This window comes from Streptomyces sp. NPDC025833 (assembly GCF_055558055.1).
In genome coordinates this window covers 1-14,165 of record NZ_JBVHNF010000046.1, presented here as the reverse complement: position 1 = coordinate 14,165, position 14,165 = coordinate 1, and the positions used below count along the sequence as shown (strand labels likewise).

Genomic DNA, 14,165 nt, shown 5'->3' with positions numbered 1-14,165 from the left:
CAGGCACAAGATCATCCGACACTTGCAGAACTCTGCCGCCTACCAGCCCAACTGCCAAGCCCGTGAGCCAGACTCATTCTGAAATGATCAGTAAGTCAGTCTGGACGGCGACTTGCTCAGCGAAGGAGCGTGCCAGTTCACCGAGCCGGATGGGATCGCGTTGCAGTCCCTTCGTGCCCAGAATTCGGAGAAGGGCGAAGAACGTGTCGTCGTCGTCGATGTTCCGGTCCAGGAGCATAGCGAGGGAGCCGGGTTCGTCGTACGGCACTCTGCGTGGTTGCGGGCGCTGCTCAGCGCGCTCCTGTGAGTGAGCCAAGGGTGAGGCATCCGCCCGTTGTTCGGGCACGGGCTGGTGCTGGGATGCCCCGCCGGTTGCCACCGCTGAAGGCGTTGCCGGGGAGGGTGCGCTGGGTTTGCTGCCTCCTATTACGTCGTAATAGGTGTCCGGTCGGCTCGGTTCGGTGTCAGCCGACTCGGCAGGGATTGGCACGGCGGAGCCGCTCGGCTCGTTGTCCTCGCTTGCGCCGTCCCGGTGTGTGACCGGGTGTGCGTTGCTTCGGCGCACCCTCGCGTGGCTGCGCTTCTCTTCTTCCTCGCGCGCCCGTGCGGCCTTGAGTTCGTCGAATGCTTCCTGCTGCTGGGCGGGGGGCTTGTTGGCGACCGCTCGCAGCAGGTCGATGGGTTCTTCGCCGATCTTGGCCTGTAGTTCAGGCGTGAGTTTGAGCAGTGCGAGGCGTTGTGACACCCAGCCCTGGGATCGGTGGAGACGCTTGGCCAGTGCGGTCTGACTGCCGTGGATGGCCAGGAGGCGCTGGAGGGCTCTGGCTTCGTCCAGTTCGCCGAGGTCCTGTCGGTGGATGTTGGCGACAAGGGCGGATTCGAGGAGTTCCTCGGAATTAGTGCCCTGGTCGTCGCTGACCATGACCTTGACGGTGGGGAGCTGTGCTTCGCGGGCGGCGACGAGGCGGCTGCTGCCGTCGATGACGACATAGGTGGTGTCGGGTTCGAGGTCGGCTTCGCGCTCGGGATTGGCCTTGATGTAGGCGTCGCGGTTCATGACCGTGATCGCCTGCTTCTGACCGTGGGTCTTGAGGCTACCTGCGAGATCGGTGAGGTCGCCGAGGCTGGAGCGGGGATTGTCGGGGTTGAGGCTGACGCGGTGAGGGGCAAGTTCGGTGGGTGGAGGCACGGCGTCGGTGGGCACGCCGGTGGCGGCGGCGACAGCTTGGCGACGTGCGCTGACGGGACGCACTCCCCCGCCGAAGCGACCGGCTCCCAGTTGGTCGGCCTTGTTCATGCGATCTCCCGTGCCAGTGCGCGCATGCCGATGGCTTGCTGTGATCTCGGTGCGTAGGCCAGCAGGGGCCGCTTCATACGGACCGCTTCTTTCTGTTCTTTCAGGTCGCCGATCAGCCCGACCACCCGTGGATCCTTTATGTCGACCCACCCCTGAAGCGAGGAGGTGGCGATGAAGCCACGGCGGGAGTCGTAGAGGTTGACGACGATGCCGAGGTAGTCGATGTCGACTTGGAGGTCGTTACGCAGGTCGTCGATCTGCGTGGTGAGCAGTTCGTAGGCGTCGGCGGAACTGTCCTCAGCCTGGACGACGATGAGGGCGCCTGACTGACCTGGCTTCTCGCCGTCGCGGCGACGGCCGTAGTAGGCGGCGGCATCCATGCTCAGGCCGAGGCTGGGCGGGCAGTCGACGAGGATGACGTCGTAGTCGGCCTCGAGCGGGGCGAGTGCGCGCTCCATGGCTGCTTCTCTGGCTCGTACGGCGGACAGGCGGACGTCGAGCAGGAACGCGTCGTTGCAGGCGGGCAGGAGATGGAGCCGTCCTCCGAAGGTTTCGTCCTCGATGGAGATGATGAGGTCTCGGAGATCTCCCTTAGGGTCGCCTGCCATGTGGTTGGTGAGGCTGTCACCGTTCATTGGCAGGGGGGCCGCGCCGAGTTGGTTGGTGAGGTGGCACTGCGGGTCGAAGTCGACCAAGAGGACACGGAGTCCGAGGCCAGGCAGGTTCTCAACTTCCAGCGGATCGTCGTTGGCCTGCTCTTCACTGGTGGCAGCTTCGCTCGCACGCAGGGCCTTGGCCAGTACCTTCGCAACGCGGACGGCGTGCAGCTTGTTGGTGTCCTCGGCGAGGGCTTCGCCAAGGCCGGCAGTGATCGCCGTCTTGCCGACGCCGCCCTTCTGGTTGCAGACGATGATGCGCCGGGTGATCTCAGGGCGTTTGACGTCAGGTGCAGGGTTGGCGTCGAGCCACAGTTGCACGGACTGGGCCAGTCCCTGAATGAGTGACACACGACGGTCCGCAGCGATCTCGCGGAACTCCTCCCACTGACCGAGCGGAAGGAAAGTGGAGAAGGATTCGGCACCTGAGGTCTCGACGGTCGCGGGGGCGGAGGCAAGGCTGCACCAGTCCCGGATGCCCTGTTCGACGGCGGCCTGCATCTCGACGCCGTACTGGGCGGCTCTGACCTTCAGGGTGTGCCGGAGTCCTTCCGGCAGCTTGGATACGACCTTTTCACGGTCGCTGGAGGTGGCTGACGAAGTCATGGCGACACATTACTAACGTTCAAGGTCCTTCATCGAATCAACACGTTAGTTACCCCGTTGTGGCGGCGCATCGGGACGCCACCGCCGCGCTGCGAGCTATTACGTCGTAATAGTCGTGCACTGCGGCACGGCGAAGCGGTGAATGAGGGCTGCGGCGTTTTGCAGTGCGGGTCAGCTATAGGGCGGGTTCATGGTCGTCGCCTGGCCGGGGGTGCGCTGGCTCGATGAACGGCTGGACACGTCCGGCGACGCCCTGACCACAGCCGGGTGTCCAGGTTTGCGGGTTGCACAGGGCGGTGGACGTCGCGTGGACGGTGTCGAGGGCGGCCTGGCCTCGGGGGCAGGGGCGCCGGGGCGTGGCCGCAGCAGCGGAAGTATCACTTCATCGGGTGGGTCCCCGTGCGCGGGCGGGGCACGTCCACGGCAGGGCGAGATCGTCGCCGGCGCGGCGCGGGACGAGGTGGCCGTGGAGGTGGAACACGGTCTGCGCCGCGTCCGGGCCGCAGGAGACGAGGTGGTTCCACTGGCCGCCGAGTTCCTGGGTAAGTTCAGCGGCGCGCAGCTGCACGGTGGCGGAAACGACGGGGTCGGTCGTGAAGTTGGCGACGTGGCCGCGGAAGAGGACCAAGAGGTGGCCGGCGGTGCAGCCGCCGCTGCTGCGGGGCATGAACGCGAGGGCGTCGCTCCACTCGTGGACGATCGTGGCCGGGGCCCCGTCGTGGATGATCCGGCAGAACAGGCAGTCGGGGCGCGGGTGCTTGCGGTGGACCGGCGGCCGGCAGATGTGGTGGGTGTCCTGCACGTGGGCACCGGCCTCCCGCATCCGGCGGCCGATGGCGTCGGCGATTGTGGGTGCGCGGTGGCGTCCGTACCAGCAGTTCACCAGGGGCTGGACGGGGCGGGCAGCAGGACCCGTCGCCGTTCCGCTACCGCGCCGCCGCCCCGGTATCAACCTCGCCAAGACCTGCTGAACCCGCCCGACGATCCAGCCCTCGTCGACACTGTCGCTCGCCAGACCGAACAGGATGCGGGCGTACGCGACTACGTCCTGAACCTCCCCGGTCTCGGGGAGCGCCCCGCGGCGGGCGGCGGTTACCCGGGCCCGCTCCTGACCAGCGTTTTCGTACTCGTTCGCGGCCTCGAAGACTTGGCAGCCCTCGTGCCCGATGGCCACCGTGTCCTTCAGCAACTCCTCGATGACGAGCAGCCAGCCCCGGTCCCGCTCAGCCAGCGGGAGTTCCCGGCCCGATTGGCCACTATCCGGCGCGACAGGCTCGCCTCCTCGCTCGGCAACCCGACCGGGGGCCGGACGGTCACGTGCGAGAGCAGCCGCCGGACGCCAGCGGAGGGATGGCTCCAGCGTCGGCCAAGCGCAGCAGCGCGCCCAGAAGGTAAGGGACAGCGTCGGCGAACTGGACGGTGTTGTCGGCCAGCCACGGCCGGGCAGTGTCCGGGGCGACGGCGGCCGGGTACTCGAAGAACGGCGCAGCCAGCCCAGTACGGCACTCGCCGTGGCAATGGTGTCGACCCACAGCGAGTCGCGGCGGGGACCAATGGTGCCGGGTACCTGGACGGTCTCTGTCGGTTGTCGGCCAGACGAGGGTGATCGCTGTGATGGGCCCCCTGGCCTCCCGGGGGGCGGTTCGTCAGTGTCGCAGGTATGAGCTACAGAGGCAGTGTTATGCCGAGTTCTTGCATGGCGGTGGAGGGGGGACCGCCTTCGGAGCGTTCGGTCTTGTAGCCCTTGATACGTGGTTCCAAGGTGCGGGGGTCTACGGCTTCGGCGGGTGCGCCGGTGGCGTAGAGGCCCTCAGGCTCGCTGTCGCGGTCGTGGGGCAGGAGCCAGAAGACACGGCGGCGGAAGGTACCGGAGGCGCGGGAGGGTTTGGCGGTGGGTCCCAGGAGGGCGTAGCCGATCATGCGTCCGTCGCGGTGGTAGGCCGGCTTGCCTTTGCGGGTGGGTAGCCGGTCCAGGCTCTGGCGTACATAGTCGAGTTCGGTGATGTCCTCCAGCCAGACGAGGTTGGTCTCGTGGCTGATCTCGTCCTCGGTGATCAGGGAGCTCATGCGGTGGCTTCCTTCTCCTGGTCGGCGAGCAGTCCGATGCCCGGGTAGTACTTGCGCTGGTTGGACGTCATCATTTGTTTCGGTGAGGCCAGTCCCACCAGTTCCCGTGTGCGGGCGGCGAACGCGCGGGAGGACAGGGGGGGTGCCCCTTCATTCTGGCACCAGGTCTTGTATGCGCTGTAGAGGCCGGCCTGCTCTGCGCGGAGTTCGGGGCCGAGGGTGCAGCATTCTTCGTAGAAGCGGCCGGTGTGGTCTTCGGTCTCGGCATAGGCGGTGGTGGCGATGCGGACGCGTTCGGGTCCGGTGAGGTCGCGGTCGCCGGCGAGGTAGCGGCGGGCTCCGTCGATGAGCCAGGACAGGATGCCGGGGCCTTCTTCGGTGACGAGGATGTCGGCCAGATTGTCGATCTTGCGGTGGTCGGGGACGGTGTTCTCGAAGGGGATGAGACGCATGCGGCGCCAGAAGGCGAAGCCGCCGGTGCCGACTTCGGGTCGGTGGTTGCCCACGAGAAGGAGTTTGTGGGTGGGGTGGAAGCTGAAGAAGTCCTGCCGCATGCGGCGGGCTTTGATGCGGTCTCCGCCGGTGAGGAGTTTGACGCGGGCTTCGTCGAACTTGTCGCCGGGGTTGATCTCGCTGCAGACGATGACACGCCGGCCGTGGAGTTCAGCGAGGTCGGTGGGGTGGCCTTCGTAGGGGCGGGCCATGAGGAAACCGGGTGGGGCGGCGTCGGCGTAGTCGCCCAGGAGCTTGACGAGTACGTCCAGAAGTACGGATTTGCCGTTTTTTCCGGCTCCGAAGAGGAAGGGCAGGACCTGGCCGCCGACATCGCCGGTGACGGCGTAGCCCAGCAGCAGCTGCAGGTAGTTGATCATCTCGGCGCCTTCGGTGTCGGTGCCGAAGGTGTCGGTGAGGAAGGTGTTCCAGCGGGGGGTGTGCAGGTGCTGCGGCCCGACGGTGGTGGAGCGGGAGTGGAAGTCCTTGTTGGGGTCGGGAGTCTTCACCAGGCCGGTGCGAAGGTCGACGATGCCGTCGGGGGTGCACAGGGCGTAGGGGTCGGCGTCAAGCAGGGTGGCGTTGAGGACCATGCCGGGGGCTGATCTGGCCTGGGCGAGCATGGCGTTGATGCCGGCGGTCGACAGGGCTCGCCGGCGGTGGCGGTTGAGGGCTTGTGGGGTGTAGCGGCCGAGCTGGTCTTGGGTGGCGATGTTTTCCGCGAGGTCGCCTGCGGCCCACAGGACGGTGTCGTCCTCGTCGATCTGCCAGCGGGTGGTGTCCCATCGGTACCAGCCGATGCCGGGGACGTGCCGGAAGTCCTGTGCGTACAGCCGGACGAACAGTTTGGCGTTGCCTCGGTCGGTGAGGGTGTCGGGGAGCAGTCCCTCCGCGGTGGCGTGCGGGCTGGGCGATGACGGCCCGGCCTGGGCGGGGAGGGGGAGGACGCCCTGGCTGCGGATCTGTTCGGCGATGGTGTGGGCATCGAAGTCGAACAGGGTGTTGTCGTTGCCCGGGAGGTTCATGGGCGGGTCCCGGGGAGCAGGGGGCGCTTGAGCCCGGCGGCCATGCCGCTGCGGATGATCTGTTGGGCACGGCGGTCCTGGCCGGGGCGGGCGGCGGCCGCGGTCTCGAGCAAGATGCGTTCGGCGTCTTCCTGAGTGAGGCGTCCGGCGGCGACAAGGCCGCCGAGGGTGTAGGCGGCTCGGTTGAGAGTGTCGGAGAACCCGGCGCCTTCGGCGACATGGCCGCAGGCGGCTACAGGGGCGAGGACAGTCTCAAGGGTGCGGCTGGTGTGTTCGAGGGCGCCGCCTGCGGCTAGGACCGCCTGCTGGGCGCGGGGAGGGACTGGGCGGGGGGCGGGAATGCTGGGGGCGGGGAGGTGGCCGGTGCGTTCGAGTTCCTGTGCCAGCCAGGTGGGGAGGACGGCGGGCTGCCTGGCCTCTCCGAGAACCGTGTAGGTGCCGGCGCTGGTGGTGGTGCCGGGGGCGATGATGTAGCCACCGTGGGCGCGGACGTCGACCTGCCAGGCGAGGGCACGGCCGTGGCTGGAGCCGGAAGAGCACTGCCAGCGGCGGTTGTCTCCGGCGCGATACCACACGTGGAGGCCTCCGGACGGTGTGCGCACGCGCAGTGTGGACGCGTCTTCTGCCGGGCTGGGAACGTTTCGCAGGGCGGCGAGGACGGCGAGAGTGTGGTAGCCCGTGGACAGTCCAGTGAGGTCGATGTGGGGGCCGATGGGAATACCTGGCAGGATCCGGTCTCGGCTTGGAGGCTGGGCTACGTGGGCGTCGATGTCGATGACGACCAAGCCTGCGGGACCGCAGGCGACTCCCACCCCGAACTCGGGATGGTTTCCCCACCATTGCTTGATGCGGCGCTGGTCGAGGGTGGCGGCGTGAAAGCCATGGCACCAGCGGCCCGCGGGCAGGCAGGCACAGTCGGCGTGGGTATGCCCGGCCTCGCGGCAGCTGACACAGTTCGCGGCGGGTGTCTTGCGGCCGACAGCCAAAGGGTGGACTGGCCAGCCTCGTCGGGCGCACCACTGCGCCGTAGCCAGTGACCGTTCACGCGCTGGAGCGTGAGACGCGGGTTGCGCTGAGTCGCTGTGAGAAACACGCAGCTCAGCAGACATGCGCACCCCCTAGTAGCGACCGAAGCGACTCATTACTGGACACACCTTAGCGAACACAGCGGGGGCGGGTGAGCAGTATGAGGCCGTGTCGATGACCGGCCACGCTTCGAAGACTGATCAGCGACTGAACTCGTTGGCCAGCGACCGAGGTTTCTTCGATCGCTGACCACGCCCGTGAGACAAATCCGCAGGTCAACACGCTCAGCATGGAGAAAAAGCGACTGAAGCGACTGAAGTCCTCTATATATGACGCACACGCGCACACGCGAATGTCCTCATATGTAGGAGTGTTGAGTCGCTTCAGTCGCTCACACTGGCAGATAACACACTTGACCTGCGGTTTCATCGAGCGACCGACCAGCGACCCAAGCGTTGTGCGGTCGCTGAGCTTCAGTCGCTGCCCTGGCAGCACAAGCGACGCAAGCGACTGACCACCGACGGATAGCGAGCATCGGCCCGAACCTGCATGATCTGTGGAGAGCTGAGTCGCTTGAGTCGCTGCAGTCGCCCCTAGCTCCGCTCGTCTGCAGGGAAGAAGCGCCGGCGACTAGCCTCATTTGCACACGGAATCTGGGTTTGACGCAGCCCGTGAAGAGGCAGGCGCCTACAGCCGCCCGCCCATACGGTACTGAGCTTCCGCAAGGGTGACGTGTTCCAGGGCACGGCCTGCTTCTTCGCCAGCGGCATCGACATCACGCCCGAGGGTGGCCTCGTCGGAGATGACGGACCGGATATCCGCTGGGACACGCGCGAATCCGAGTGGGGTAACTGGGTCGGTGGGGGCCTCCTCCTCAGCGAGGATTGCGACGAAACCGTTCACGCGGCCTACCGCGCTGCCCGCTTCGAACACGGTCAGAGGCCATAACCCTCCTCCCCTTGAACGTTGGATACGCGAGCGAGCCCCGGACCGATTGGTCCGGGGCTCGCGGGCTGTTCGAGGTGCGGCTGCTACAGCTCAAACTCCAGGTGCTGAACGTCGGTGAGGCGCACGTCTTCCAGGCTGCCGGCGCGGCGGCCGCCGTCCTGGAAGTACACCTCCTTGAGTCCTTCGGCCACGATCTGCTGGAGCTGCCGGTCGCTGGCGCCGGCCTCCTGGGCGTCGAAGAGGCGGGCGGCGTACTGCGGGGGCAGGGCGACGGTCAGGTGCCGGATGCGGTCCTGGTCCGTCGACCCGATCGGTGCGGTGTAGCCCATGCGGGCGCGGGTGTCGATGACGATGCCGCCGGTCGTCGCCGCCCTCTGCCGGGCCCTGGCCCGGATCTGCGGCTGCCACCGCTTCTTCACCTCGCGTTCCAGGCGCGCGGCGAGCTCGGGGCGGGGCTTCTTGATCTGGTCCTTCACGTACCGCTCGACGGTGCGCTGGGAGATCCGCAGCATCTGGGCGACCGCCTTGGTGCCCTTGAGCTGCTTGACCAGGTACCGCATCTGTGCGGGCGCGCTCGTGGGTGCCGGGCGGGTGAACGCCTTCTGCACCGCGGCTTCCAAACCGTCCCCGAACAGGCTCATCGTGGCCTACTCCTACTCTCCACTGTCGGCGTCGGTGACGGTGCCGTCCTTGATGTACCGGGCGAGGTTGAGTTGCGGCGCGTCGAACCGGTCGCGGACCTCTTCGCCCCACAGGACGGTCTGGGTGCCCTCGTGCTTGACCAGGCCGGGGTTGATGCCGAGCTTGAATCCGCCGGGCAGCGGTTTGCCGTCCCGGTAGGGCAGGAAGTCCAGTGGCGAAGTGCCGTCGGCGGCGTAGACGACGCAGTCGGACAGGATCGCGACGGGGTACTGCCCGGTGAACGCCGCGTGCTTGACGATCTTCCTGTGGAGGTTGATCCGGGTGCGGGAGATGACCGCCGCCCGGATGTCCGGCCGCCACGTCGGCCGGGACAGCGCGCGCCACGGCTCCCCCGGCCGCCAGCCCTCGCCGCGCGGGCGCTCGCGGAGCTTGCCCAGGCCGCCCTTGACCGTCGCCTTGATCGCCGAGACGACGATCGCCAGCTCCGGGTCGCGGTCCTTGCAGCCGTCCATCGCGGCGAGGAAGTCGGCCGGGGAGAGGTCGGCGTCGACGCCGAGGTCGGCTATCGTGGCGAGGTAGGCGTCACGGAGCCGGTTGTACCAGCCGTCCAGGTACCGGCCGTTGTCGTAGCGGACCCACGCCTCGGTCGGGCGCACCTCGTAGCCGAGCTCCACCGCGTACGCGACGGTGGGCGTCGCGTACCAGGCCGGCCCTTCCGGGCGTTCACCCTTCGGCGTGAACGGAGAGGGCAGCAGCGAGCCGTCCAGCTCCACCCACTCCTTGCCGACCTTCACGCGGGACAGGTCGACGTGGGAGAGGTCGACCAGCCAGGAGCCGGGCAGCTTCGGGTCGAACGCGGGGGCCTGGACGTGTCTCGCCTCACCGAGGCCGACGGTCAGGCCGTTGGCTCCGGCGGCGAAGGCCATGTTGACGTCGATGCCGACCAGGTGGCGCAGGGTGCACTCCGTGTCGGTCATCGGCCGGGCCCAGTCGTACGCCTCCTCGAACAGCTTCTCCTCCGGGCCGCGCACGTGGAACCGCGGCACGTCCTTGAGGACGGGGTGGCCGTCGGGGACCTCGCAGGGCGGCCAGTTCATCGGGTCGATGGCGTCCTTGCCGAGCGAGCCGGGGTTGTGCTCGGAGTGCCGCTTGCCGTCGGCGTCCGGCTCAGAGGCGCGCGTCGGCGGGTGCAAGGCGGTCATCAGCTCCAGGCCGGTCACTGCGGTGGAGCCGCGCGGCGTCATGACCCGGGAGGCGTACACGCCGAGGACCCGGGCGAGTTCGGCCGGCGGGAGCTGCCCGGCCTCGCCCCAGTGCCGGGTGTCCAGCGCGTTCCACGACGGGATGCACAGCTGCGCGCAGGCCCGCTCCGAACCGGTCGCGGGCCGGTAGATCCGCGCCCACGGACCGAAACCGCGCTTCGTCAGCTTCCACTCCGCGCGCGCGAGCTGCTTGACGACCTTATGGCCCTCCGGCAGGCGCCCGGCGAGGCGCTCCTCCTCCGTGAGCGTGACGGGCAGGCCGTAGCGCTCCAGCGCGGCCTCGGTGAGCACGAGCAGCGGGTCGGCGTCCTTGCCCGGACCGGACAGCTTCGGCTGACCCAGCTTCGCCTCGCGCAGCGTCCAGTCGACCAGCGCCGGGATGCTCTTGGCGGGCACGTCCAGGACCAGGCCGCCGGTGCAGTACGCCAGCACCTGCCCGTCCTCGACGTCGACGACCGCCAGCGGCCCGTTCTCGAACCGCTGGTCGGCGCCCGCCGGAGTGCCGACCGTGGCCGCCTTCTTCACACCCGGGCGGCGCGACGTCGATGACGTCCTGGTGGTGCGCGCCGGGCGGGGCGCGGCCGCCCGAGCCGCAACGACAGGAGCGACAGGGGCAGAGGTCTGGGTGACCGCAGCCTCGGCCACCTCCCCTGAGGACAGAGTCCGCGCTTCCGGGTCGGCGAAGCCTGCCGGGCGGGGCACGCCGGGAGAGGGGTAGAGGGCGGCGATTTCGTCGACCACAGCGTCCGGAGCCTCTGGCATTTCGTCTGCCGGGCCGGGCGCGCGGGTGAACGTGGCGGGCACCGGCGCCGCCGGCTTCTCCGGCGTTGCGGGTGCGGGGTAGAGCTCCGCGAGCTGCTTGAGCAGCCGCGCGTACGCCTCTCGCTCCGGGCCGCGCGGCTCGGTCGGCTTCTTCACCGACTCCCAGGCGGACACCGTGGCCCGGCGCACCTTCAGCGCGCCGGCGACTTCGTCCAGCGTCAGGCCGTGCGCGGTACGCAGCCGCTTGCGCTCCTCCGCCGACGGCAGCGGAGAACGGGACGCGACCAGCGCATCGACCGCGTCGTACAACTCGGACATGAAACACCTCCTGACTCACATCGTACCTCATAGACCGTAAATATTGCGTACTTTTACCGCACGGAGACCGTACGAAATGCGTTCGACGGTCATTGCTGCACTCATCCGCGCAGAGCTGCTGCTCTGCCGATGGAGCGAGCTCCCGGGGCACGCTCGGAACGGTGGCTGGCCATGGAGACGTTTGGGGCAAGCGCGGCCAGGTGCTCTCGAGTCGTCGTCGGGCGTACCGGCCGGGATGGTGCGGGTGGTCATCGGCAGCCGAGCCCGGCAGGTGAGCGGCGTGTAGAGGAGAGCGGCGTGCAGAGTTGCCGGGCAAGGCGAGATCCGCATCGTCCTGGGCGACGGCCTGCCTCACGAGGCCAGCGGGGGAGGGCAGGGACTCCATGGTGCGCACCGCATCGGTGCCGGCCGCCTCGTGCCCCGGAGGGAGCAGCAGGGCGGGCGTGCCGTACGCCGGGGCATCTGGGGTGATGTCCAGGCGGTTTCCGCGTGTAACTTCACCGCGCGACGTGCCCGGCGAGTTCGGGCGCGGCCGCGGCGAAGATGTCGTCGAACTGGGCGAGGACGCTGCCGCTGGCAGCAGGGACGACCATGCTGCGCTCGGTCATCATCATCGTGATCGCCGCGCCCAGCGGAAGCGGTTCACGGCCGTCACGACGCACGATTGTGCTGGTACGCCGCTGCGGTTTCGCGGCCCGGGTGCCGCCGTTCTTCTTCGCCGCTTCCCGGGCCGCGGCCAGGGCCTGGCGCGCGAGGTCGATGTCGCTCACGCAGCTGCTCCAGCCACGCCGCCAGCAGGAACTTCGCGGTGCGCTCCCGGGCCGCGTCGGCGGCCTTCGTCGCCGCGGCGACGGCGTCCGCGCCGGTCGGGTTGTGCTGGAACCAGGGGCGGTTCTGCTGGGCCTTGTACGCCCGCCTGCAATGGACCGATTCCTGGCCCACCCGGCTCAGATCACGAACGCCTGACGAACAGTGCGGCCTGCTGCCATCATCGGCCGATGGAGTACTTCACCCTGGCCGAGAAGAAGCCCACAAGCGACACCGCCACCGTTGAAGCAGCTTTACGCCGAGCCTGGAACGCGTGCGCCGAGACGGCATGCCCCAAGTGCCGCGTCCCGGCCTGGCAGTACTGCCGGGACCGCACCGCAGATGTCCTGTACGTGACCCGCTTCCACCGGCCCAGGCAGGACGCGGCTGGCGTCCCGCAGATCCTGCCGCCGGTAGGGGTCTATGGGCTGAGCTGGGCCAAAAGCAAGGGCCGCTTCCGGTGGGACGACCGGCGCATGCCGACGGTATAACCGGTTTGCAGATCGTTGATCAGCGATACGTGCAGTAGTGAGACCGCTGCGGAACCAGGGCGGTGACGACAGCCAGCGATGTATGGCAGGCGAAACGCGCCGGTAGTGCCAGAACAGCACAGAGAACCCGAGGCCTACATGAAATCCGCTGATGCGGCACGCGCACACCTCCTGGCACGACAGAAGGAACTGCAGGCCGAACTGGACCAGATTGAAAGGCACTTGCAGCAGCTCGACACAGTCGTGGTCGTGTCACAGTGGCACCACAAGCCCAGCGGCCCGCAAGGGCGCGGCAACCTATACCACACAGGGACGGTCCGGCGGTGCCGGCCGACGAACGGCCCGGAGGAGATCACCCTTTACGAGGCCCTGCAGAGTGGCCTGCGCCCGTGCAAAACGTGCCAGCCGAGGACGGTGTAGTTCGGCTGGCCCTCACGCAGCATCCACGCCACGAACACCACCAGCGCGCCCCGGGAGCCCTCCAGCTCCGGCAGGCTGCCCACCGCGCAGAACCAGGTCCACACCCGCCACGACTTGCTGTAGGTGTCGAGCGTGTTGTCCCGGGTGATCTCGGCGGCGACCACATCAGTCAGGTCCTCGGCCTCGACTGGGACATCGCGGTCGGGGCTCCACCATCGTGCGCGCTCATCAGCACGCGGCCGGCGCTCGGGCCGAGCCTCCGCCGGTACCCGCGTCAACGATGCAGACGAGGTGGGACCTCCTGCGCTTCCACCCTACGGCGAGCTGAACACGATTGACCTGCCCCGAGCTACCTGGACGGCGGCGATATCCGCCCGCCGTCGACGCCTGCCTACTTCTTCTCAGGCTCCGGCCCCAGGTCCTTCGACAGCTTCCGGCACGGCACGTCAGCCATCTTCGCGCGCAGCGCCATCCCGGTGTCGTACGTCAGCAGCGTGACCGGGCCGGCCGCCACCGTTCGCAGCGCGAGGGCCCGGTCCACAATCTCGTCATCCTCGTCCGGCAACCGCACATGCCCTGGGGGGTCCGGCAAGACCTCGACCTCCGTGAGCCCCAGTTTGGCCGGTCCGTTCAGAAGACGGTCCAGCACCGCCAGCCCGTACCTAGCCCGCCACCGGGCGTGTGTCGAGGCTCTGGACTCCTTGAGCCGGTCCAGTTCGTCAACCACCATCATCGGAACAGCGACGCGGACCTTGCCTGGAAAGCCAGCCAGTTCGAAAAGTTCGGTGTCTTCCAACTTCTCCTCATGCTCGATGAAGAAGCTGGTGTCCAACACGAGCGTCGAGACGTCCTCCGTCCATCTGCGGATGGTGTCCCGGGCGGATGAGGCCGCCCGGTCTAGGTCTTCCATGCGTTGCCGGAGCTCCTGATTTACCAGCCCGGTGGACACCTTCGGAACCAACTTGCCCTCCATGTGGCCGGCACCGCTCAGGAGAGCCCAGTAGACCGGGGTGAAGAACAGCGCTTCTACGTCCTTCGCTCGAATATGGGACCTCAGCAGCCGCGCCTGCTCCGTTGTCCACGTCAAGTAGTTGAGCAGGCACTCCTCCGCGGAGGAGTAGTTGCCCAGGTTCTCGGCCTTGGTGCGGGCCGACTGCAAAAGGTTGAAAACTGCATCCAACCTGGCACCGGGTATGGGAGTGACGATCATCCACGGATCATGCCAGAGCCCGCTGCTCACCATCCGCCCACTTAGACCGTGTCCTATGTGGTGAGGCGGACAAGGCGGTTGTAGCAGCAGAGGGCGGCGGCGAGTCCGAGAAAGGCCAGGTAGTTGCGGGGATCGC

Annotated in this window: 13 protein-coding genes; 2 read left to right on the top strand and 11 right to left on the bottom strand. The window is 67.9% G+C overall.

All coding sequences use genetic code 11. From position 1 onward, the window contains the following. Positions 1-73: 73 nt before the first annotated feature. The 6 genes from ACZ4K2_RS36715 to ACZ4K2_RS36690 form a co-directional block, all read right to left on the bottom strand. On the bottom strand, positions 74-1,297 hold the full coding sequence (locus ACZ4K2_RS36715) for a ParB/RepB/Spo0J family partition protein (RefSeq protein WP_467480927.1): 1,224 nt from the start codon (positions 1,295-1,297) through the stop codon (positions 74-76). Next, entirely contained in the window at positions 1,294-2,559 is a 1,266-nt protein-coding gene (locus tag ACZ4K2_RS36710) for a ParA family protein (protein ID WP_467480929.1), read from the bottom strand. The genes ACZ4K2_RS36715 and ACZ4K2_RS36710 overlap by 4 nt, the downstream gene beginning before the upstream one ends. A 382-nt stretch (positions 2,560-2,941) precedes the next feature. Then, the gene (locus ACZ4K2_RS36705) at positions 2,942-3,748 is read right to left on the bottom strand and encodes an HIT family protein (RefSeq protein WP_467480931.1); all 807 of its coding nucleotides are present in this window, start codon (positions 3,746-3,748) and stop codon (positions 2,942-2,944) included. A gap of 476 nt (positions 3,749-4,224) precedes the next feature. Continuing rightward, entirely contained in the window at positions 4,225-4,626 is a 402-nt protein-coding gene (locus ACZ4K2_RS36700; RefSeq protein ID WP_467480933.1) for a DUF6009 family protein, read from the bottom strand. Continuing rightward, positions 4,623-6,143 (bottom strand): DNA primase family protein, encoded by a 1,521-nt coding sequence (locus ACZ4K2_RS36695; RefSeq protein WP_467480935.1) that lies wholly within the window; start codon positions 6,141-6,143, stop codon positions 4,623-4,625. Before ACZ4K2_RS36695 ends, ACZ4K2_RS36700 begins: the two co-directional genes overlap by 4 nt. Continuing rightward, positions 6,140-7,252 (bottom strand): bifunctional DNA primase/polymerase, encoded by a 1,113-nt coding sequence (locus tag ACZ4K2_RS36690; RefSeq protein ID WP_467480937.1) that lies wholly within the window; start codon positions 7,250-7,252, stop codon positions 6,140-6,142. The genes ACZ4K2_RS36695 and ACZ4K2_RS36690 overlap by 4 nt, the downstream gene beginning before the upstream one ends. Positions 7,253-7,901: 649 nt before the next feature. Here ACZ4K2_RS36690 and ACZ4K2_RS36685 point away from each other — a divergent pair. Next, positions 7,902-8,117: a hypothetical protein gene (locus ACZ4K2_RS36685; RefSeq protein WP_467480939.1), complete on the top strand. Its 216-nt coding sequence runs from the start codon at positions 7,902-7,904 to the stop codon at positions 8,115-8,117. 83 nt (positions 8,118-8,200) lie between these two features. Here the strand turns inward: ACZ4K2_RS36685 and tpg are convergent, their stop codons facing one another. From tpg to ACZ4K2_RS36670, 3 genes are all read right to left on the bottom strand, one after another. Then, on the bottom strand, positions 8,201-8,758 hold the full coding sequence (gene tpg, locus ACZ4K2_RS36680; RefSeq protein WP_467480941.1) for a telomere-protecting terminal protein Tpg: 558 nt from the start codon (positions 8,756-8,758) through the stop codon (positions 8,201-8,203). A 12-nt stretch (positions 8,759-8,770) separates the two neighbouring features. Then, positions 8,771-11,101 (bottom strand): telomere-associated protein Tap, encoded by a 2,331-nt coding sequence (gene tap, locus ACZ4K2_RS36675; RefSeq protein ID WP_467480943.1) that lies wholly within the window; start codon positions 11,099-11,101, stop codon positions 8,771-8,773. A gap of 497 nt (positions 11,102-11,598) precedes the next feature. After that, positions 11,599-11,871 (bottom strand): hypothetical protein, encoded by a 273-nt coding sequence (locus tag ACZ4K2_RS36670; protein ID WP_467480945.1) that lies wholly within the window; start codon positions 11,869-11,871, stop codon positions 11,599-11,601. A gap of 228 nt (positions 11,872-12,099) precedes the next feature. On the opposite strand from ACZ4K2_RS36670, the gene ACZ4K2_RS36665 reads away from it, so the two are divergent. Then, a complete protein-coding gene (locus ACZ4K2_RS36665; RefSeq protein ID WP_467480947.1) occupies positions 12,100-12,399 on the top strand; it encodes a hypothetical protein in 300 nt (99 codons plus the stop codon). A 359-nt stretch (positions 12,400-12,758) separates the two neighbouring features. On the opposite strand, the gene ACZ4K2_RS36660 is transcribed toward ACZ4K2_RS36665, so the two are convergent. Together ACZ4K2_RS36660 and ACZ4K2_RS36655 are read right to left on the bottom strand one after the other, a co-directional pair. Beyond that, complete coding sequence (locus ACZ4K2_RS36660; RefSeq protein ID WP_467480950.1) at positions 12,759-12,983, bottom strand: hypothetical protein; 225 nt, start codon at positions 12,981-12,983, stop codon at positions 12,759-12,761. A 227-nt stretch (positions 12,984-13,210) separates the two neighbouring features. Beyond that, positions 13,211-14,029 carry a PIN domain-containing protein gene (locus ACZ4K2_RS36655; protein WP_467480952.1) on the bottom strand — a complete coding sequence of 273 codons (819 nt, stop codon included), beginning with the start codon at positions 14,027-14,029 and terminating at the stop codon, positions 13,211-13,213. Positions 14,030-14,165 lie beyond the last annotated feature (136 nt).